Below are 19603 nucleotides of genomic sequence, written 5' to 3'. Positions count from 1 at the left end.
GATCACCTTTCTACCACTGCCGCCGTGACGCCACCGGACCGGTCGCACCCCTGTTCCCAAGGGCGGACCGGCCCGTGACAGCGTCGTTATCGGGCCGGAGGGCCGCCGCGCCCGCGGACCCTCAGGCCTCTTCGGCCAGCTCCAGCCAGCGCATCTCCAACTCGTCCCGGTCCGCGATGAGTTCGCGCAGCTCCGCGTCGAGCTTGGCCACCTTCTCGAAGTCCGTGGCGTTCTCGGCGATCTGGGCGTGCAGGTTGGTCTCACGGTCGGCCATCTTGTTCAGCTGCCGTTCGATCCGCTGCAGCTCCTTCTTCGCGGCGCGCGAGTCGCCGGCCGACGTCGACTTGGGCGCGGCCGGGGCGGGCGCCGGGGCGGCCGCCTCGATCGCCTTCTGACGGCGCTCCAGGTACTCGTCGAGGCCGCGCGGCAGCATCCGCAGGGCGGCGTCGCCCAGCAGCGCCATCACCGTGTCGGTGGTGCGCTCGATGAAGAACCGGTCGTGCGAGATCACGATCATCGAGCCGGGCCAGCCGTCGAGGAGGTCCTCCAGCTGCGTCAGGGTCTCGATGTCCAGGTCGTTGGTGGGCTCGTCGAGGAAGAGCACGTTCGGCTCGTCCATCAGCAGCCGCAGGATCTGCAGGCGACGGCGCTCACCGCCGGAGAGGTCGCCGACCGGCGTCCACTGCTTCTCCTTGGTGAAGCCGAACTGCTCGCACAGCTGACCTGCCGTCATCTCGCGGCCCTTGCCGAGGTCGACGCGGTCGCGGACGCGCTGGACGGCCTCCAGGACCCGCAGGGACGGGTCGAGTTCGCCGACCTCCTGGGAGAGGTACGCCAACCTGACCGTCTTGCCGACGGTGACGGTGCCGGCCGCGGGCTGGACGTCGCCCTGGGTCCGGGCCGCCTCGGCCAGGGCGCGCAGCAGCGAGGTCTTGCCGGCGCCGTTGACGCCGACCAGGCCGATGCGGTCGCCGGGGCCGAGGTGCCAGGTGAGGTGCTTGAGCAGGGTCTTCGGGCCGGCCTGGACGGTGACGTCCTCCAGGTCGAACACCGTCTTGCCCAGGCGGGCGTTGGCGAAGCGCATCAGCTCGGAGGTGTCGCGGGGCGGCGGCACGTCCGCGATGAGGGCGTTGGCGGCCTCGATGCGGAACCGCGGCTTGGAGGTGCGGGCGGGGGCGCCGCGGCGCAGCCAGGCCAGCTCCTTGCGCATCAGGTTCTGCCGCTTGACCTCCTCGGTGGCGGCGATCCGCTCCCGCTCGGCGCGGGCGAAGACGTAGTCGCTGTAGCCGCCCTCGTACTCGTAGACGCTGCCGCGCTGCACGTCCCACATGCGGGTGCAGACCTGGTCGAGGAACCAGCGGTCGTGGGTGACGCAGACGAGGGAGGAACGCCGCTGCTGGAGGTGCTGGGCCAGCCAGGAGATGCCCTCGACGTCGAGGTGGTTGGTGGGCTCGTCGAGGACGATGAGGTCCTGGTCCTCGATGAGCAGCTTGGCGAGGGCGATGCGGCGGCGCTCGCCACCGGACAGGGGGCCGATGACGGTGTCCAGGCCCCGGTCGAAGCCCGGGAGGTCCAGGCCGCCGAAGAGGCCGGTCAGGACGTCGCGGATCTTCGCGTTGCCGGCCCACTCGTGGTCGGCCATGTCCCCGATGATCTCGTGGCGGATCGTCGCGGCGGGGTCGAGCGAGTCGTGCTGGGTGAGGACGCCCATGCGCAGGCCGCCGCTCTGGGTGACCCGGCCGGCATCGGGCTCCTCCAGCCGGGCCAGCATCCTGATCAGGGTGGTCTTGCCGTCGCCGTTGCGGCCGACGACACCGATCCTGTCCCCCTCGGACACGCCGAGGGAGATGCCGTCGAGCAGGGTACGGGTGCCGTACACCTTGCTGACTGCCTCGACATTGACCAGATTGACGGCCATCAGAAGCGCTCCAGGTGGGGTACCCCCGGACGGGGTCCGGGGGAGGGTGTGGATCAGCCCCTCAGCCTAACGCTCCGGGACGGGGCGGAGCGTTCCACCAGGTACCAGCCGCCGAGCGCCATGGCGATGGCGGCGGGGGCGGTGACGGGCAGCGCGACGAGGGTGGCGCTGTGGCCCTCGAAGAGGCCGCCCAGGCCGGTCATGGACAGGCCGAGGACGCCCAGCAGGCACAGGGTGGTGCCGGCGGCGGCGCGCGGCGAGGAGCCGGTGGCGGCCGTGGGGGCTCCCGGGTTCCGGGCGGGGTCCCGGGTGGGTGCGGGGGCGGCGGGGGCGGGTGTTTCGAAGCGGCGGAAGACGGCGACGAGCAGCCCGGTCAGCGCGGCGGCGAGCAGCAGCCGTACGGGCACCTGGGCCCACCAGGCGGCCGAGGCGGGCTCGGGCAGCCGCATGCCGAGGGCGATCTGGGCGGCGTACACGCCGAGCATGGCGGTGAGGTGCCAGAGGAAGGCGGTCATGGCGATCCCGTTGGCGGCGACGACGCCCCGCCAGACGCGGGGCCGGGCCAGCAGCCGGGCGGCGGGCGCCCCGAGGAGTTCGACGGCGCCGACGAGCCACAGCCCGTGGCAGAGCAGGGCGAGGGTGGGCGGCGCCATGTTGGACACCTTTTCGCCGGGCATCCCGACCATGGACAGCGGGTACGGCCCGTACGCGACGAGGAGCGCGGCACCCGCGAGTCCGGCGGCGGCGAGGACGGCGGGACGCAGGAGGCGGGTCCGGGTGCTTCCGGCGGGGGTGGTGCGGCCGTCGGCGCGCAGGAAGCCGAGCTGGTGCACGGCGAGCCAGACGAAGGCGAAGTTGAGGAACTCCACGTGGGGGACGCCGGCCGCGAACCGGAGCACGTCGACGGCGGCGGCGGCACCGGCGAGCGCGGCGAACGCGCCCCAGCCCCACCGCCCGTGCAGCCGGAGCAGGGGCGGGGTGAGGGCGACCATGGCGAGGTAGATGCCGATGAACCACAGCGGCTGGGTGACGATCCTGAGGGCGGCCCCGGAGAGCCGGCCGTCCCCGCGTCCGGCGGTCTGGACGGCGAGTGCGGCGGCCGTCCAGACGAGGACGAAGACGAGGGTGGGCCGCAGCAGCCGCCGCAGCCGGGCCCGCAGGAAGGCGGCGTAGACGCCCCGGCCGCCCCCGCTCCTCCGCTCCAGCGAGCGGTACGACAGGGCGTGCGAGAACCCGCCGACGAAGAAGAACACCGGCATGACCTGCAGCGCCCAGGTGAGCACCTGGAGTTGGGGGACGAGGGCGAGGAGGTTCCCCATGCCATCGCCGCTCACGGCGGCCATCAGCCAGTGCCCGAGCACGACGGTGGCCAATGAGGCGACGCGCAGCAGGTCGACGTACCGGTCCCGCGTCGCGGGGGTCGCCCCGGCCAGGGCGCGTGCGCTCGTTGCACTCTTGTCCATGCCGGTACGCTCCCGTGCGCCCGGGGGCCGGGACCAGAGTGCAGCTACTCATTTCCGGTCTGGGTACCGGACGGTTCACGAATTGAGGACCGCCGCGACGATCGGGCCGGCCGCGTCGCCGCCGTGCCCGCCGCCCTCGACCATCGCGGCCGCGGCCAGGTCTCCGCTGAAGCCGGTGAACCAGCTGTCGGGGCTGCCGGCGCCGTCGACCTCGGCCGAGCCGGTCTTCGCGCCCTTGTCGGAGCCGCGTACGGTGCCCATCACCTCGGCGGCGGTGCCGCTGGAGGCGGTCAGCTTCATCATCCGCACCACCTGCTGGGCCACCGCGGGCTTCATGCGGCGCTCGGCGCGGGCGATCGGGCGGCCGTCGAGGTCGGGGGCGACGATCACCGGCTGGTTGAACTGGCCGGTGCGGGCGGTGGCGGTGACGGAGGCGACGTTGAGCGGGTTCATGGTGATCTGCCCCTGTCCGATGTAGGCGGCGGCTGCGGCCGCGCCGGTCGCGTCGGGGACCTTGCCGTCGGCGGAGCGGACGCCGGTCTTCCAGTCCAGTCCGATGCCGAAGACCTCGCGGGCCTCCTTCGAGAGTGCGGCGTCGTCGTCGACGTCGTCGATCCGCTTGATGAAGGAGGTGTTGCAGGAGCGGGCGAAGCCGGTGGCGAAGGTGGCGTCGGCGGGCAGGTCGAAGTTCTTCAGGTTGTGGAAGGAGCGGCCGCCCCAGGAGGCCTCCTTGGGGCACTCCGCCGGCTGGTCCGCCCCGGCCTTGCCGCGGTCGATCAGCATCGCCGCCGTCACGATCTTCATGGTGGAGCCGGGGGCGCGGGCGCCTTCCAGGGCCGCGTTGAAGCCGTCCTTGCGGTGGTTGGCGAGGGCCAGGACGTGCCCGTTGCTCGGCTTGACGGCGGCCACCGAGGCCTCCGGGTAGCGGGCGACGGCCTTCTCGGCCGCGGCCTGGACCTTCGCGTCGAGCGTCGTCCGCAGCGTCGCGGGCTCTCCCTCGGCCAGGGTCAGCAGGGTGCGCTTCGGGGCGTCCGGGGCGGCCGGCTCGATCCACAGCTCGGCTCCGGCCCTCCCGCCGGCCTTGGCGCCGTAGGTCTGCCGCAGCTGGTCCAGGACCGGGCGCAGCGAGGGGTACTTCTCGGCGGTGAGTTCCTCGCCGTTGCGGTCGACGGCCTTGACCGGTGGGGTGGCGGGCGCCCCGGCGCGCAGCTTCTCGTCCTTGCCGAGCTGCGGGTGGATGACCGAGGGCTGCCAGTCGACGACGGGTTTGCCAGTCGTCAGGCCACGGACGACGGTCAGTTTGGACTCGTAGGCGAGGGGTTTGCTCGCGCCCTCGTAGGTGATCTCCGCGGCGACGGAGAACGGGACGGTCGCCCCGGTCGCGGCGCCCGGTGTGATGGCGGCCTTCGACACGTGGGCCTGGGCCCGGTAGCCGGCGACCGCGGTCTGGGCCGCCTGCGGGTTGTTGGTCAGCCGGGCGGCGGCGGCCCCGTCCCCGGCCGCCCAGGCGTCGAGGAAGTCCTTGGCCGTGCGGGCGGCCTCCTGCTCGGTGATCGGGCCGCTGCCCTTCGCGGCCCTGGTGGTGGTGTCCTTGCCGCTGCCGGCGCCGTTGACCAGCGTGTAGGCCCCGTATCCGGCCCCGCCGGCCATGGCGAGGAACACCCCGCCGATGATGGCCCCCTTTGCCGCCCCGTTCACGTCATGCCCTCCCCGTCGGACCCCCGGATCCCTGAACACGTTCAAAGATCCCTCGCCGCTGACCTTACGGGGCGTACGCGTGTCCTGCACATCTTGTTACTGGAGGGTGATGTTCCGGAGGGCCGGCGCCATCACGGCACCGGCCCCCGCCACTCGGAACCAGCCGCTCTACACCCAGGTGTCCAGCCACATGCGGCTGCGCCAGGAGTCCATCGGGATCGTCTCGCCCGTGTAGATCGGCCAGAAGTAGATGAAGTTCCAGATGATCAGGAGCACCAGCACGCCCGCCGCGATCGCTCCCAGCGCGCGCCTGCGCTCCGACGAGCCCGCCGGGCCCAGCAGCGCCCCCACCGTCATCGCCACCGCCAGGCACAGGTACGGGACGAAGACCACCGCGTAGAAGAAGAAGATGGTCCGCTCCTGGTAGTTGAACCAGGGCAGCAGGCCCGCGCCCAGCGCGCACGCGATCGCGCCCGCCCGCCAGTCGCGGCGGAAGAACCACCGCCACAGCACGTACAGCAGGGCGAAGCAGCCCGCCCACCACAGCAGCGGCGTGCCCAGGGCCAGGACCTCGCGGGCGCACTTGCCGGCCTCCGTCGCCGGGCAGCCGTCCGTCCCGGGGTCGGGGGACTCGTAGAAGTACGAGACCGGCCGGCCCAGGACCAGCCAGCTCCACGGGTTCGACTCGTAGGTGTGCCCCGACGTCAGGCCCACGTGGAACTTGTAGACCTCCGTCTCGTAGTGCCACAGGCTGCGCAGCCACTCCGGCAGGAACGACAGGGCGCTGCCCTGGTCCTGCTTGGCGGCCCAGTCGCGGAAGTAGCCGCCCTTGCCGTCGTCCGGGCTCAGGATCCAGCCCGTCCAGGAGGCCACGTACACCGTGACGGCGACCGGCACCGTCGAGACGAACGCCGGCAGTGCGTCCCGGCGCAGCATGGCCGCGTACGGGGCGCCCGCTCCCGCGGTGCGGCGCGCGGCCGCGTCCCACAGCACGGTGAGCACGCCGAAGAAGGCGAGGGCGATCAGGCCGTTCCACTTGGTGCCGAAGGCCAGGCCCAGGCAGACGCCCGCCAGGATCCGGTACGGGCGCCAGCCCAGCCGCAGCGTCTCCGCGACGGCGGTGTCCGGCCTGGTGCGGCCCTCGTCGTCCACGGGCAGTGCGTCCGCGAGCCTGGCCCGTGCCCGGTCCCGGTCGACGATCAGCGCCCCGAAGGCGGCCAGCACGAAGAACATGAGGACCAGGTCGAGCAGGGCTGCGCGGCTCATCACCAGGTGCAGGCCGTCCACTGCCAGCAGCGTGCCCGCCAGGCAGCCGAGGAAGGTGGAGCGGAAGAGGCGGCGCCCGATCCGGCACAGCATCAGCACCGACAGGGTGCCGAGGACGGCGGTCATGAACCGCCAACCGAACGGGGTGAAGCCGAACATCCACTCGCCGAGCCCGATGACCCACTTGCCGACCGGCGGGTGCACCACGTACCCGGGATCCACCGGCAGGGCGACCCCGTCGGGGTTGGCGAGGATCGACTTGTCGATGTCCTTGGGCCAACTCACCTCGTAACCCTGCCGGACGGTGGCCCAGGCGTCCTTGGCGTAGTACGTCTCGTCGAATATCACCGCCTTCGGGCTGCCCAGGTTCACGAACCGCAGCACCCCGGCGACCACCGCCACCAGCACCGGCCCGGCCCACGCCAGGACGCGCTGCCAGGTGTCCGCCGCCGCGGCGGGGATCCCGAGCGCCGCCCACAGCTGTGCGGAGGGCCGGGCGTACGGGGGCACCAGGCGGGTGCGGACGTCCGGCCGCCGCGTGCCGGCGGGGGGCGCGTAGCCGAAGCCGCGGAGGCGGCGCAGCCAGGGGGACGGCTCTTCTTCGCGCCCCGCGACGGGGGCGGGCGGGGCCCCCGCAGGGCTGGGCGGCGGCGTCGCGGTACTGGTCACCGGGTCATCGTAGGGAACGCGGCTGTGCGAACCCCAGTGCCGCTGACCGCCGCCGCCCGTGCCGGGCCGTACCGGGCGGCGGACGGGGGCCCGTGCCGGGCCGGCGGGGGGCGTGCCGGGCCGTACGGGCGGGGGCGGCCGGCCCGGCTGAGAGGATGGTCCGGTGACGACTGACCAGCCCCTCGGCTCCGAAACACCCGCACGCCCCGCCGCCGTCCGGACGCCCGGCCAGGGCTCCGCTTCCGGTGCGGGCGTGCTCGTCCTCGCCGGCACCCCGATCGGTGACCTCGCCGACGCCCCGCCCCGGCTCGCGGCCGAGCTGGAGCGGGCCGACGTGATCGCCGCCGAGGACACCCGGCGGCTGCGCCGGCTGACCCAGGGGCTCGGCGTGCACACCTCCGGGCGCGTCGTGTCGTACTTCGAGGGCAACGAGTCGGCGCGCACCCCCGAGCTGGTGGAGGCGCTGCGGGACGGCAAGCGGGTGCTGCTGGTGACCGACGCCGGCATGCCGTCCGTGTCCGACCCCGGGTACCGGCTGGTCGCCGCCGCCGTGGAGCAGGACATCCGGGTCACCGCCGTGCCGGGGCCGTCCGCCGTGCTCACCGCGCTCGCGCTGTCCGGGCTGCCCGTCGACCGGTTCTGCTTCGAGGGCTTCCTGCCGCGCAAGGCCGGCGAGCGCCTCGGCCGGCTCCGCGAGGTCGAGGGCGAGCGGCGCACCCTCGTCTACTTCGAGGCCCCGCACCGGCTCGACGACACCCTCGCCGCCATGGCCGAGGTGTTCGGCCCCGGCCGGCGGGCCGCCGTCTGCCGCGAGCTGACCAAGACGTACGAGGAGGTGAAGCGGGGCGGTCTCGGAGAGCTGGCCGCCTGGGCCGCCGAGGGCGTGCGCGGGGAGATCACCATCGTGGTGGAGGGCGCCCCCGCCGCCGGCCCCGGCGACGTGGACGCCGAGGAACTGGTCCGCCGGGTGCGGGTGCGCGAGGAGGCGGGAGAGCGTCGGAAGGAAGCCATCGCGGCGGTCGCGGCGGAGGCCGGCGTACCCAAGCGGGAGGTCTTCGACGCGGTGGTCGCGGCAAAGAATGCGGCTGGAAACATGCGGTGAGAAGGTAAAGAGCTAATCTGAAGAGCAAAGCTCAGACCGCGCACCGGGCGCTTTGGGAATGAATCGCCCAAGGGCCGTACAACACTGCACATGGCCTGATGCGCTCCTGCCCGAAGAGGCGTCCACTGGCATTGGCACAGTGGAACAAGAGGAGCTGGCATGAGTGAGATCGCAGACACCTCGATACCCGCCCCCGCACCCGAGCCGGCCCCGGCGTCCCCGCCCGTGGCCCCCGGTGTGCGGACCGTGCACGAGGCCTACTCCTTCGCCTGCATGAGGTGCGGGTTCGTCTGGGAGCAGGGCTACGAGATCGAGCACCACACCGACGGCAAGGGCCAGCCCTTCATCCTGTACAAGGTGGGGGGCGAGCGGGTGCCCTCCCCGCTGTCGAACCCGACCTGCCAGAACTGCGGCGGCCACGTGGTCCGGATCATGCGCGAGGGGCAGGTCTCGTCCGTGCTGGGCACGATCGACAGGCTCTGGCACCACCGGATCGCGCCCGGGATCGCCGGGCCCGTGCCGGCCGGGGCGAACGAGCCGCGGGCCCCGAAGGCGCACCGGAAGCCGCCGCACGAAGGCCCGGGACCGGTGCCCGTGGACACGGAGCTGGACGCCGGGCCGGACGCGGAGCAGGAGCGCCGCGGCCCGCTCGCCCGCCTGCTGCGGAAACTGCGCCGGTCATAAGATCGGCCGTATGAGCCCTGCCAGCCCCAGCCCCTCCCCCTCCACCAAGGACGCCCGGACCGACCGGGACACCCCGCCGCCGCTGCCGGAGCCGCTCCGCGTGGCGGTGGCGGATTCGCACACCCACCTCGACATGCAGTCCGGGACCGTCGAGGAGGGCTTGGCCAAGGCCGCCTCGGTGGGGGTGACCACCGTGGTGCAGGTGGGTTGCGACCTGAAGGGGTCGCGCTGGGCCGCCGAGACCGCCGCCGCGTACGAGAACGTCCACGCGGCGGTGGCCCTGCACCCGAACGAGGCGCCCCGCATCGTCCTCGGGGATCCTGATGGATGGTCCCGGCAGGGGGCCCGGCCGGGCGGCGGCGAGGCCGCGCTCGACGAGGCGCTGGCCGAGATCGAGGCGCTCGCGCAGCTCGACCACGTCAAGGCCGTCGGCGAGACCGGTCTGGACTACTTCCGTACCGGACCGGAGGGCATGGCGGCTCAGGAACGCTCCTTCCGCGCCCACATCGAGATCGCCAAGCGGCAGGGCAAGGCGCTGGTCATCCACGACCGCGACGCGCACGCGGACGTACTGCGCGTCCTCCGCGAGGAGGGCGCGCCCGAGCGGACGGTCTTCCACTGCTACTCCGGCGACGCCGATATGGCCCGCGAGTGCGCGGCCGCCGGCTACTACATGTCGTTCGCCGGGACCGTCACGTTCAAGAACGCCCAGCCGCTGCGGGACGCCCTCGCCGTGGCCCCCCTGGAGCTGGTGCTGGTCGAGACGGACGCCCCGTACCTCACCCCGGCGCCGTACCGCGGCCGGCCCAACGCGCCGTACCTCGTTCCGCTGACGGTGCGGGCGATGGCCGCCGTGCGCGGGATCGACGAGGATGCGATGGCCACCGCCCTGGCGGCGAACACGGCCCGGGCCTTCGACTACTGAGCCACCCCCTCCACTCCCCTTCGAGCTCCCCCTCCGACACGCTGGGTAGCTGCACGGCTTTGGAGAGTCACGACCGCTCCGCTAGGGTGCCGTGCCCGAACCGAAGGCGGGCCGGACCAGTGGAGCGAGCGTCGTGAGCGAGAGTCCTTACACCGGGGTCTACGGGCCCGCCGCCGACCCCCGCCTCCCCTGGCCGCCCTACGCGGGTCCGCTCGCGGACCCGTTCCCCGGGCCGGGGCCGGATCCGGGCGAGGGCGGGGGCCCGGGGTGGGGCTCGGCAGCCGCAGTGGATCCGCTCGCCCGGGAGCCCGCCGCGGGACCACCGCCCGGCGCGCCGCCCACCGGGGCGGCGCTGGCCCTGGCCGCGGCGCTGGACCTGGCTCTGGACCCCGGGCCCGGGGCGGACCCGGGCGGTGGCCACGGGTGGGCTGTCGGCCCCGGACCCGGACCCGGACCGGAACCGGGGTCGGGGCCGCACCCGGGCGGCGGCGGACCGGCCGGGGCCGCGGCGGACGGCGGCCTCCCGGGGCCGCGCGGGGCGGCACGGCGCCGCAAGGCCCCGGATGCGCCCGTTCGGGGGCGGCGGGCCCGCGGGCGCACCGGGACGGCGGAGGCCGCCGTCCCCGTGGCCATGGCCGTGGCCGGCCCCGGCACCGGCCGCCGCCGCGCGGGCGCGCCCCCCGAGAACCCGCCCGGGCCCGGCGTCCCCGGACCCGCCGCCCCCGGCACCGGCCGCCGCCGCCGGCCCTCCCCGCCGGACGAGCAGGGCGGGCAGGGCGAGCCGGGCGAGCGGGGCGGCGGGCAAGACCCGAGGAGCCTGCGGGACGGGCGCGACCCACGGGAGGGGCCCGCCACCCCGCGCCCCGGCTTCGGGCCCGCGCCCGGCCCCGGCTCCGTCGCAGCCCCCGCCTCCTGGCGGCGGATCGTTCCGCAGGCGCTGGTCGTCGCCTTCCTCGCGGGCGGCACCACCGCCTTCGTCGCCTCCGACAAGTCCGTGCGCCTGACCGTCGACGGGCAGTCCCGGACCCTCCACACCTTCGCCGACGACGTAGGCGAGCTCCTCGCTTCGGAAGGCCTCGGCGTCGGCGCCCACGACCTCGTCGCCCCGGCCCGCGGCGCCGCCCTCGGCGACGGCGACGAGGTCGTCGTCCGCTACGGCCGCCCCCTGCAGCTCACCCTCGACGGGCAGAGCCGCCAGGTGTGGACCACCGCCGAGACCGTCGAGGGGGCCCTGCGCCAGTTCGGGATCCGCGTCGAGGGCGCCTACCTCTCCGTCCCGCGGACCGCGCCCGTCCCCCGCACCGGCCTCACCCTCGCCGTCCGCACCGAGCGCAGCGTCACGTTCATGGCCGACGGCGACGAGATCACCATCCGCACCAACGCCGCCACCGTGCAGGAGGCCCTCGGCCAGGCCGGCATCACCCTGAGCGGCCAGGACACCACCTCCGTCCCTCCCGACTCCTTCCCCCGCGACGGCCAGACCGTCACCGTGCTCCGCATCACCGGGACCCGCGAGGTCCGCGAGGAACGCATCCCCTTCGCGACCGAACGCGTCGAGGACGACTCCCTGTTCGCCGGCACCGAGATCGTCGAGCAGCCCGGCCGCGCCGGCACCCGGCGCGTCACGTACGTCCTGCGGACCGTCAACGGCGTCCGGCAGACGCCCCGCCAGGTCGCCGAGGAAACCGTCCGCGAGCCCGTCACCCAGCTCGTCAAGGTCGGTACGAAGCCGCTGCCGGCCTCCGTCGCCGGCGCGGAGGGCCTCGACTGGGAGGCGCTGGCCCAGTGCGAGTCGGGCGGCCGGCCCCACGCGACCGACCCGTCGGGCACGTACGGCGGCCTGTACCAGTTCGACGTCCGCACCTGGCAGGCCCTCGGCGGCAGCGGGCGCCCGCAGGACGCGTCGGGCGCGGAGCAGACGTACCGGGCCAAGAAGCTGTACGTGCAGCGGGGGGCGAGTCCGTGGCCGCACTGCGGCCGTAGGCTTTACCGGTGAGCACCGCAGAGCAGCAGCCCGACAGAACCCCTGACGCCCTTCTCGGCGCGGCCGACATCCGCGAGCTGGCCGACGCCCTCGGCGTGCGCCCGACCAAGCAGAAGGGCCAGAACTTCGTCATCGACGCCAACACGGTGCGGCGCATCGTGCGCACCGCCGACGTCCGGCCCGACGACGTGGTCGTCGAGGTCGGGCCCGGCCTCGGCTCGCTGACGCTCGCGCTGCTGGAGGCCGCCGACCGGGTCACCGCCGTCGAGATCGACGACGTCCTCGCCGCGGCGCTGCCCGCCACGATCGCGGCGCGCATGCCGGAGCGCCAGGACCGCTTCGCGCTCGTCCACTCCGACGCCCTGCTGGTCGAGGAACTGCCGGGCCCGCCGCCCACCGCGCTCGTCGCGAACCTGCCGTACAACGTGGCGGTGCCGGTGCTGCTGACGATGCTGGACCGCTTCCCCAGCATCGAGCGGACCCTGGTCATGGTGCAGTCCGAGGTCGCCGACCGGCTGGCCGCCCGTCCCGGCAACAAGGTGTACGGGGTCCCGTCGGTCAAGGCGAACTGGTACGCGGACGTCAAGCGCGCCGGCGCCATCGGCCGCAACGTCTTCTGGCCCGCACCGAACGTGGACTCCGGGCTGGTCTCGCTGGTCCGGCGCACCGAACCGATCAAGACGACCGCCTCGAAGACGGAGGTGTTCGCGGTCGTGGACGCGGCCTTCGCGCAGCGCCGCAAGACGCTGCGGGCCGCACTGTCCGGCTGGGCCGGCTCGGCGGCGGGAGCGGAGGCCGCGCTGGTCGCCGCCGGGATCTCGCCGCAGGCGCGCGGCGAGTCGCTGACGGTGGAGGAGTTCGCCGCCATCGCGGAGCACAAGCCGGCCGGAGCGGAAAGGCCGGCCCTGTGAGTGCTGCTTCGAACGCGGGCGTGACGGTACGCGTGCCCGCGAAGGTGAACGTCCAGCTGGCGGTGGGCGCGGCCCGGCCCGACGGGTTCCACGACCTGGCGAACGTGTTCCTCGCGGTGTCGCTGTTCGACGAGGTGACGGTCACCCCGGCCGACGAGCTGACGGTGACCTGCTCGGGCCCCGACGCGGACCAGGTCCCCCTGGACCGGACGAACTTGGCGGCGAGGGCGGCGGAGCTCCTCGCGGCCCGCGCCGGCCGCTCCGACGCCGTCCACATCCACATCACGAAGAACATCCCGGTGGCGGGCGGCATGGCCGGCGGCAGTGCGGACGGCGCCGGCGCCCTCCTGGCCTGCGACCTCCTCTGGGGGCTGCACACGCCGACCGCGGAACTCCTGGACATCTGCGCGGAGCTCGGCAGCGACGTGCCGTTCAGCCTCGTCGGCGGGGCGGCGCTCGGCACCGGGCGCGGCGAACTGCTGACCCCGGTCGAGGCGGGCGCGTTCCACTGGGTCTTCGCGGTCGCCGAGGGCGGCCTGTCCACGCCGGCGGTGTTCCGCGAGTTCGACCGGCTGGCCGAGGGACGGGACGTCCCCGAGCCGCAGGCCTCCCCCGCCCTGCTGACGGCCCTCGCCTCGGGCGACCCGGACGCGCTGGCCGGGGCCCTGGCCAACGACCTCCAGCCGGCGGCGCTGTCCCTCCGCCCGGACCTCCAGCGGACGCTGACCACGGGCCTGGAAGCCGGCGCCCTGGCCAGCCTGGTCTCCGGCTCCGGCCCGACCACGGCGTTCCTGGTACGGGACGGGGAAGCAGCGTCCAAGGTCGCCGCGGCCCTGGAAGCCTCGGGCACCTGCCGAGCCACCCGCACCACCACCAGCCCCGCCCCCGGCGCCACCGCCCTCCCCTGACGGGACCCCGCCGCCCGGCGCCCGACAGGTCCGACCGACGCGTCCGCGCTCCCGCGACGGGTGGAACAGTCCACCCGCGCGGGCCGCGGCCCCCGACACCCGCGGCGCCGCCGCGCCGGGCCGCCGCGCCGGCGGAGCCTAGAGGCAGGTGTGGAGGGCCCGGATCAGCGCCTGCGCGCGCGGGTCGGCGGTGACCGACTTGGCCAGGGCGTTGGTGACGTAGCCGAAGCCGATGCCGGCCTCGGGGTCCGCGAAGGCGAGGGACCCGCCGCGGCCGGGGTGGCCGAAGGAGGCGGCGGACAGCATCGGCGAGGCCGGGCTGTGCAGCATGTACCCGGGCCCGAAGCGGGTGTTCACGACCAGGACCCGGTCCGGGCCGGCGGAGAGTTCCCGGCCGGCCAGGGCCACCGTCTGCGGCGTGAAGAGGCGCGCCCCGTCCTCGGTGTCGTCCAGCAGCGCCGCGTACAGCCCGGCGAGGGCGCGGGCGGTGCCGATGCCCGCGGAGGCGGGGAGTTCGGCGGCCCGGTACTCGGGGGCGTTCTCGTCGGCGAGCGGGGTGATCGCGGCGAAGGCGCGGCGGGTCAGCGAGGAGGGGTCGGCGTAGGCCTCGGAGACGTTCCGCCGCGGCCGCGTCCGCAGCGCCCCCGCCGATGCCGGCGGCTCGACCGCGCCGACCCGCCCCACCCGGCCGGATTCCGCCTCCGTTTCCGGTAGCCCGATCCAGAAGTCGAGTCCGAGCGGCCCGGTGACCTCCTGGGCGAGCCACTTGCCGAGGGAGGCGCCGGTCACCCGGAGCACCAGCTCGGACAGCAGCCAGCCGTAGGTCTGCGCGTGGTAGCCGTGGGCCGTGCCCGGCTCCCAGAACGCCTGCTGTTCGGCGACGGCCCGCGCTCCGGTCAGCCCGTCCGCGGCCTGCTGCGGCGTGAGCGGCACGTCCAGCGCCGGTACGCCGGCCCGGTGGGCCAGGAGGTCCCGTACGAGGGCCCGCTCCTTGCCGCCGGCTTTGAATTCCGGCCAGTACGCGCCCGCGGGGGCATCGAGGTCCAGCAGTCCGCGCTGGTGCAGGAGCAGCGGTACGACGGCGGCCACGCCCTTGGTGGCCGAGCGGACGACCTGGGCGGTGTCGGCCGTCCACGGCGCGCCGTCCGTGCTGCCGTCCACGTCCCGCGTGCCGGCCCACAGGTCGACGACCCGCCGGCCGTCCCGGTACACGGCCACCGCCGCACCCCGGTCGCCGAGCACCTCGAAATTGCGTATGAAGGCGTCCCGGACGGCCTCGAAGCCCTCCGCCACCTGACCCTGGATGTTCACCTGGTGTCTCCCGGGACGCCCGCGGCCTGCAGCCCGCGCATGGGGTCTTGGTACGGAGGCGCGAAGCGCCGGAGTTCGCTGCGCATGTGTCGGCGCCTCAACTTGATCTCCCGTGATCAGCCCTACTAGCGTGTTCTGCGTGAAAATCGTCGCACAGGTGAAGCTGTTGCCTGTGTCCGCTCATGACGCGGACGCGCTGGCGGCGACTCTGCGTGCCTGCAACCGGGCCGCGAATGCGGCTTCCGAGGTGGCGTTCGCCCGAGACCTCAAGCGACGCAACGTGCTGCAAGAGGCCGTCTACCACCGCATCAAAGCCGACTTTGATCTCGGGGCTCAGCCTGCGGTGCGCACCATCAAGAAGGTGTGCGACGCGTACGCCGCGCTGAAGGCCAACATCAGGGCCGGGAACCTCGGCCGGGAGGGCTCGAAGCGTCGGACGCGGGCGGAGTCCAAGCCGATCACTTTCCGTGAGAACGCGGCGCAGCCGTACGACGATCGCATCCTGACGTGGAATCTGGATGCCCAGACCGTGTCGATCTGGACGACGGCGGGGCGGATCAAGGGCATCCCGTTCGTGTGCTCCCCGGAGGCGCTGAAGCTGCTGGCGTTCCGTAAGGGCGAATCGGATCTGGTGATGCGAGACGGGATGTTCTTCCTGATCGCCACCATCGACGTGCCCGAGCCGCCCGTGTTCGCGCCGGCCGGTTTTCTTGGCGTGGACCTCGGCGTCGTCAACATCGCCACTACCTCCGACGGGGAAATCCTCGCCGGACGCCGGCTCAACCGTTACCGCAAGCGGCAGCGTGACCTGCGGGCCAAGTTGCAGAAGAAGCACACCAAGTCCGCCAAGCGGGTCTTGAAGCGCCTCCGCCGCCGGGAGGCCCGGCACGCGGCGAACACCAACCACATTATCGCCAAGCGAATCGTCGCTACCGCTGAACGCACCTCCCGAGGTGTCGGACTGGAAGACCTGTCCGGCATCCGGCAGAGGGTCACGGCCAAGAAGGACCAGCGGGCACGACTGCACTCCTGGGCCTTCGCCCAGCTCGGCGCGTTCATCGCCTACAAGGCACAGCGGGCGGGTGTGCCCGTGGTCCACGTGGACCCGCGCAACACCTCCCGCCAGTGCTCCGAGTGCTGGCACACCCACCGGACCAACCGGGTGGATCAAGCTCGGTTCATGTGCCGGTCCTGCGGGACCGTCCTGCACGCGGACCACAACGGCTCCCGCAACATCGCCCACCGGGCCGATGCTGTGTGGAAGCGGGGCGCAGTCAACCGCCCCAGTACGGCATAGCCGTACCGGACGCAGGGGACCACGCGGCAGCCGGTCGCGCTCCACTTGCAATCACGGCCTTTGGCGGATCGGGTGACAAGCTCGGTCCTTCCAGGCCGAGAAGTTGACGAGCCGTCCAACCACCGCGGGCTTCCGGTTATGCCGCCGGCACCGAGCGCGGGTCGAAGCCGAAGGGCAGCTCCAGGCGGTGCTCGCGCATCAGCTCCTCGTCGCACAGCAGGTCCCGGGTGCGCCCGTCGGCGGCGATGACGCCCTCGCTGAGGACGACGGAGCGGGGGCACAGCTCCAGCGCGTAGGGCAGGTCGTGGGTGACCATCAGCACGGTCACGTCGAGCGAGCGCAGGATGTCGGCGAGCTCGCGCCGCGACGCCGGGTCCAGGTTGGAGGACGGCTCGTCCAGCACGAGGACCTCGGGCCGCATCGCGAGGACGGTCGCCACGGCGACGCGCCGCCGCTGCCCGAAGGACAGGTGGTGCGGGGGCCGGTCGGCGAAGCCGGTCATCCCGACCTGCTCCAGGGCGTCCCGGACCCGCTGCTCCAGCTCGGGCCCGCGCATTCCGGCCGCGGCCGGGCCGAAGGCCACGTCCTCGCGGACGGTCGGCATGAACAGCTGGTCGTCGGGGTCCTGGAAGACGATGCCGACCCGGCGCCGGATCTCGGCGAGGTTCCGCTTCTCGACGGGCAGGCCGGCGACGGCCACGGTGCCGACGCCGCCGGCGAGGATGCCGTTGAGGTGGAGGACGAGGGTGGTCTTGCCGGCGCCGTTGGGCCCGAGCAGGGCGACCCGCTCGCCGCGGCCGACGGTCAGGTCCACGCCGAAGAGGGCCTGGTGGCCGTCCGGGTAGGCGTAGGCGAGGCCGGAGACCTCCAAGGAAGCGGGAACGGCAGCGGAAGTCATATCGTCCAACCCATCACGCAGACGGCGAGCGCCGCCGTCGGAAGTGCCGCCGCGTACGCCCACTGCGCACGGCTCGCGGACACGTCGTCGATCATCGGCATGGAGCCGGTGTACCCCCGGCTGACCATCGCCAGGTGCACCCGCTCGCCGCGCTCGTACGAGCGGATGAACAGTGCCCCGGCGGTCTTGGCCAGCACCCCCCAGTGCCGGACGCCGCGCGCCTCGAAGCCGCGCGAGCGCCGCGCGATCGACATCCGGCGCAGCTCGTCGGTGACGACGTCGCCGTACCGGATCATGAACGAGGCGATCTGCACCAAGAGGGACGGCAGGCGCAGCCGCTGCAGGCCGAGCAGCAGCGCGCGCAGTTCGGTGGTGGAGGCGAGCAGTACGGACGCGGCCACGCCCAGGGTGCCCTTGGCGAGCACGTTCCAGGCGCCCCACAGGCCGGAGACGGACAGGGACAGGCCCAGTACGTCGACCCGCTCGCCCTCCGCGACGAAGGGCATGAGGACCGCGAACGCCACGAACGGGATCTCGATCAGCAGCCGCCGCAGCAGCAGGCCCGCGGGGATCCCCGCGACCGCCGCGACGCCGGCGAGCAGGACCGCGTAGAGCCCGAAGGCCCACACCGCTTCGCGCGGTGTGGACACGACGACCAGGACGAAGGCGAAGGTCGCGACGAGCTTGCAGTGCGGCGGGAGTCCGTGCACGGGCGAGTGGCCGTGCACGTAGAGCCGGTGGGCGTGGCCCGCACCCATGTCAGCCCGCCGAAGACGCGGTGGTCGGGGACGCCGGCCGGTCGGCGGTGGCGGAGCGGCGGCTGCGGACGACCCGGAAGACGCCGGTGCCGACGGCGACGGTGGCGCCGACGCCGATGGCACCGGCGAGGCCGCCGGAGAGGCGCTCGTTGTCGACGTCCTTGACGCCGTAATCGGCGAGCGGGGAGTTCGCCGAGGCGTGCTCGTACTCGCGCTCGCCCTCCGGCTTCTCCTCGTCGGCCTTGATCTTGGCGTCGATGCCCTGGTCGGCGGCGACCTTCTCCAGGCCGTCCGGGTTCGCGGAGGCGTAGAAGGAGACGAACCCGGCCAGCACGAGGGCGGTGACCAGGCCTGCGGCCCACACCCCGCGGGTGGAACGGGCCGGGGCCGGGGCGGCCGGGGCGTCCGGGGCGTCGACCAGCTCACCGTTCACCCGGAGCTTGAGCGGGGCGGCCGTGCCGCGGGCGCCGAAGACCAGGTCCGGGCGTACGGCGATCACGGCGCCCACGGTGGCGGCGGTGATCAGGGCCTCGCCGATGCCGATGAGCACGTGGACGCCGACCATGGCGGTCAGCACCTTGCCGATCGCCACGTCCGTGGTGCCGCCGACGGCGTAGATGCCGGTGAAGGCGGCGGCTGAGGCGGGCACGGAGACCAGGGCGGCCGTGAAGGAGGCGACGGTGACCGAGGCCCGGTTCCGCGGCAGCACCGTGAGCAGGCCGCGGAACAGCCCGTACGCGACGAGGACGGTGACCACGCCCATGACGGTGATGTTCACACCGAGGGCGGTCAGGCCGCCGTCGGCGAAGAGGACGCCCTGCATCAGCAGGACGACGGACATGCAGAGCACGCCGGTGTACGGGCCGACGAGTATCGCGGCGAGCGCCCCGCCCAGCAGGTGCCCGCTGGTGCCGGCGGCGACGGGGAAGTTCAGCATTTGGACGGCGAAGATGAAGGCGGCGACGAGCCCGGCGAGCGGGGCGGTCCGCTCGTCGAGTTCCCGGCGGGCGCCGCGGAGGCTGACGGCGACCGCGCCGGCGGCGGCGACGCCGGCGGCGAGGGAGACGGGGGCGTCGATGAATCCGTCGGGCACGTGCATGAGGCTGGCTCCGCTTCCTGCGGTCCTTGAGCTGACAAAATCTTTATCCGTTCAAGATTAGGCCCTACTTGCAAACTGGTGGCAAGAGCGGCGGCATCACAAATGCTTGTTCGCAGCTTCGTGGGAATGTGCGAGGCTGAAGGGAATACGGACTGCATTGTTCCGATTTGAGGAGTCTTGTCGATGTCTGCCACCGCCGAGAATCCCCCCGGGCCCGTCGCCGCCACGACCGCCACCGCCACCGCGGTCCCCGCTGCGGCCACCGCCGTCGAGGAGCGCGTCACCGCCCGCGTGATCACGGACGATCCGCTCTACCGGAAGATCCCCGTCGCCCTCCGCTTCGCCCCCGCCGAGCCGCTCGCCGTGCGGATCGTCTTCCCCGCGGGCCTCTCCCCCGAGGGCACCGACAACGAGTGGGTCTTCCCCCGGGCCCTGCTGGAGGCCGGCCTACAGGCCCCGTCCGGGACCGGCGACGTACGCGTCTGGCCCTGCGGCCGCGTCCAGGCGGTCGTCGAGTTCCATTCCCCGGAGGGGGTGGCGGTCATCCAGTTCGACAGCGCCGCGCTGCGCCGCTTCCTGCGCCGTACGTACGCCCCTGCCACCCGGTCGGCGTAACGGGACGTTCCGGGCCTGACCGCACGAAGGCCCGGCCCCGCACCTGCCGGTCCCAGGGGGACCGACCGGTGACGGGGCCGGGCCTTCGTGCGGTCAG

16 protein-coding genes are annotated in these 19603 nt (G+C 73.6%); 8 read left to right on the top strand and 8 right to left on the bottom strand.

The annotated features are described in order from the left end of the window. Positions 1-121 precede the first annotated feature (121 nt). The 4 genes from ACFV7Q_RS29140 to ACFV7Q_RS29125 all read right to left on the bottom strand — a co-directional run bounded on the left by ACFV7Q_RS29140 (position 122) and on the right by ACFV7Q_RS29125 (position 7014). Entirely contained in the window at positions 122-1918 is a 1797-nt protein-coding gene (locus tag ACFV7Q_RS29140) for an ABC-F family ATP-binding cassette domain-containing protein (RefSeq protein WP_385432796.1), read from the bottom strand. Between the two features lie 53 nt (positions 1919-1971). After that, entirely contained in the window at positions 1972-3381 is a 1410-nt protein-coding gene (locus ACFV7Q_RS29135; RefSeq protein WP_385432794.1) for an acyltransferase, read from the bottom strand. A gap of 75 nt (positions 3382-3456) precedes the next feature. Continuing rightward, positions 3457-5079 (bottom strand): penicillin-binding transpeptidase domain-containing protein, encoded by a 1623-nt coding sequence (locus tag ACFV7Q_RS29130; RefSeq protein WP_385432792.1) that lies wholly within the window; start codon positions 5077-5079, stop codon positions 3457-3459. A 168-nt stretch (positions 5080-5247) separates the two neighbouring features. Beyond that, positions 5248-7014 carry a dolichyl-phosphate-mannose--protein mannosyltransferase gene (locus tag ACFV7Q_RS29125; protein ID WP_385432790.1) on the bottom strand — a complete coding sequence of 589 codons (1767 nt, stop codon included), beginning with the start codon at positions 7012-7014 and terminating at the stop codon, positions 5248-5250. Between the two features lie 253 nt (positions 7015-7267). Between ACFV7Q_RS29125 and rsmI the strand changes: the two genes are divergently transcribed. The 6 genes from rsmI to ACFV7Q_RS29095 all read left to right on the top strand — a co-directional run bounded on the left by rsmI (position 7268) and on the right by ACFV7Q_RS29095 (position 13528). Then, positions 7268-8116, top strand: a complete 849-nt coding sequence (gene rsmI / locus ACFV7Q_RS29120; RefSeq protein WP_385432810.1) for a 16S rRNA (cytidine(1402)-2'-O)-methyltransferase — start codon at positions 7268-7270, stop codon at positions 8114-8116. Positions 8117-8275: 159 nt separating this feature from the next. Continuing rightward, positions 8276-8800 carry a hypothetical protein gene (locus ACFV7Q_RS29115; protein WP_385432788.1) on the top strand — a complete coding sequence of 175 codons (525 nt, stop codon included), beginning with the start codon at positions 8276-8278 and terminating at the stop codon, positions 8798-8800. Between the two features lie 10 nt (positions 8801-8810). Then, complete coding sequence (locus ACFV7Q_RS29110) at positions 8811-9725, top strand: TatD family hydrolase (RefSeq protein WP_385432786.1); 915 nt, start codon at positions 8811-8813, stop codon at positions 9723-9725. Between the two features lie 133 nt (positions 9726-9858). Continuing rightward, the gene (locus ACFV7Q_RS29105; RefSeq protein WP_385432784.1) at positions 9859-11721 is read left to right on the top strand and encodes a ubiquitin-like domain-containing protein; all 1863 of its coding nucleotides are present in this window, start codon (positions 9859-9861) and stop codon (positions 11719-11721) included. Beyond that, positions 11718-12620 carry a 16S rRNA (adenine(1518)-N(6)/adenine(1519)-N(6))-dimethyltransferase RsmA gene (gene rsmA / locus ACFV7Q_RS29100; protein ID WP_385432782.1) on the top strand — a complete coding sequence of 301 codons (903 nt, stop codon included), beginning with the start codon at positions 11718-11720 and terminating at the stop codon, positions 12618-12620. Before ACFV7Q_RS29105 ends, rsmA begins: the two co-directional genes overlap by 4 nt. 20 nt (positions 12621-12640) lie before the next feature. Continuing rightward, positions 12641-13528: a 4-(cytidine 5'-diphospho)-2-C-methyl-D-erythritol kinase gene (locus tag ACFV7Q_RS29095; RefSeq protein ID WP_385432780.1), complete on the top strand. Its 888-nt coding sequence runs from the start codon at positions 12641-12643 to the stop codon at positions 13526-13528. Positions 13529-13666: 138 nt separating this feature from the next. On the opposite strand, the gene ACFV7Q_RS29090 is transcribed toward ACFV7Q_RS29095, so the two are convergent. Beyond that, the gene (locus tag ACFV7Q_RS29090) at positions 13667-14839 is read right to left on the bottom strand and encodes a serine hydrolase domain-containing protein (protein ID WP_385432778.1); all 1173 of its coding nucleotides are present in this window, start codon (positions 14837-14839) and stop codon (positions 13667-13669) included. A gap of 139 nt (positions 14840-14978) precedes the next feature. Between ACFV7Q_RS29090 and ACFV7Q_RS29085 the strand changes: the two genes are divergently transcribed. Next, the gene (locus tag ACFV7Q_RS29085; RefSeq protein WP_385432776.1) at positions 14979-16136 is read left to right on the top strand and encodes an RNA-guided endonuclease InsQ/TnpB family protein; all 1158 of its coding nucleotides are present in this window, start codon (positions 14979-14981) and stop codon (positions 16134-16136) included. A 136-nt stretch (positions 16137-16272) separates the two neighbouring features. On the opposite strand, the gene ACFV7Q_RS29080 is transcribed toward ACFV7Q_RS29085, so the two are convergent. From ACFV7Q_RS29080 to ACFV7Q_RS29070, 3 genes are read right to left on the bottom strand one after another with little or no spacing between them, the layout of a single operon-like run. Continuing rightward, positions 16273-17034 carry an energy-coupling factor ABC transporter ATP-binding protein gene (locus tag ACFV7Q_RS29080; RefSeq protein WP_385432774.1) on the bottom strand — a complete coding sequence of 254 codons (762 nt, stop codon included), beginning with the start codon at positions 17032-17034 and terminating at the stop codon, positions 16273-16275. Beyond that, a complete protein-coding gene (gene cbiQ, locus ACFV7Q_RS29075; protein ID WP_385432772.1) occupies positions 17031-17792 on the bottom strand; it encodes a cobalt ECF transporter T component CbiQ in 762 nt (253 codons plus the stop codon). Before cbiQ ends, ACFV7Q_RS29080 begins: the two co-directional genes overlap by 4 nt. A gap of 1 nt (position 17793) precedes the next feature. After that, positions 17794-18891 carry an energy-coupling factor ABC transporter permease gene (locus tag ACFV7Q_RS29070; protein ID WP_385432770.1) on the bottom strand — a complete coding sequence of 366 codons (1098 nt, stop codon included), beginning with the start codon at positions 18889-18891 and terminating at the stop codon, positions 17794-17796. A 183-nt stretch (positions 18892-19074) separates the two neighbouring features. Here ACFV7Q_RS29070 and ACFV7Q_RS29065 point away from each other — a divergent pair, with 183 nt between their 5' ends. Continuing rightward, on the top strand, positions 19075-19506 hold the full coding sequence (locus ACFV7Q_RS29065; RefSeq protein WP_385432768.1) for an SsgA family sporulation/cell division regulator: 432 nt from the start codon (positions 19075-19077) through the stop codon (positions 19504-19506). Positions 19507-19603: the final 97 nt, after the last annotated feature.

The organism is Streptomyces sp. NPDC059851 (genome assembly GCF_042732005.1).
Taxonomy (GTDB): Bacteria; Actinomycetota; Actinomycetes; order Streptomycetales; family Streptomycetaceae; genus Streptomyces.
Note: the sequence above shows the minus strand (reverse complement) of the source record. Positions and strands in the feature narration are given on the sequence as shown.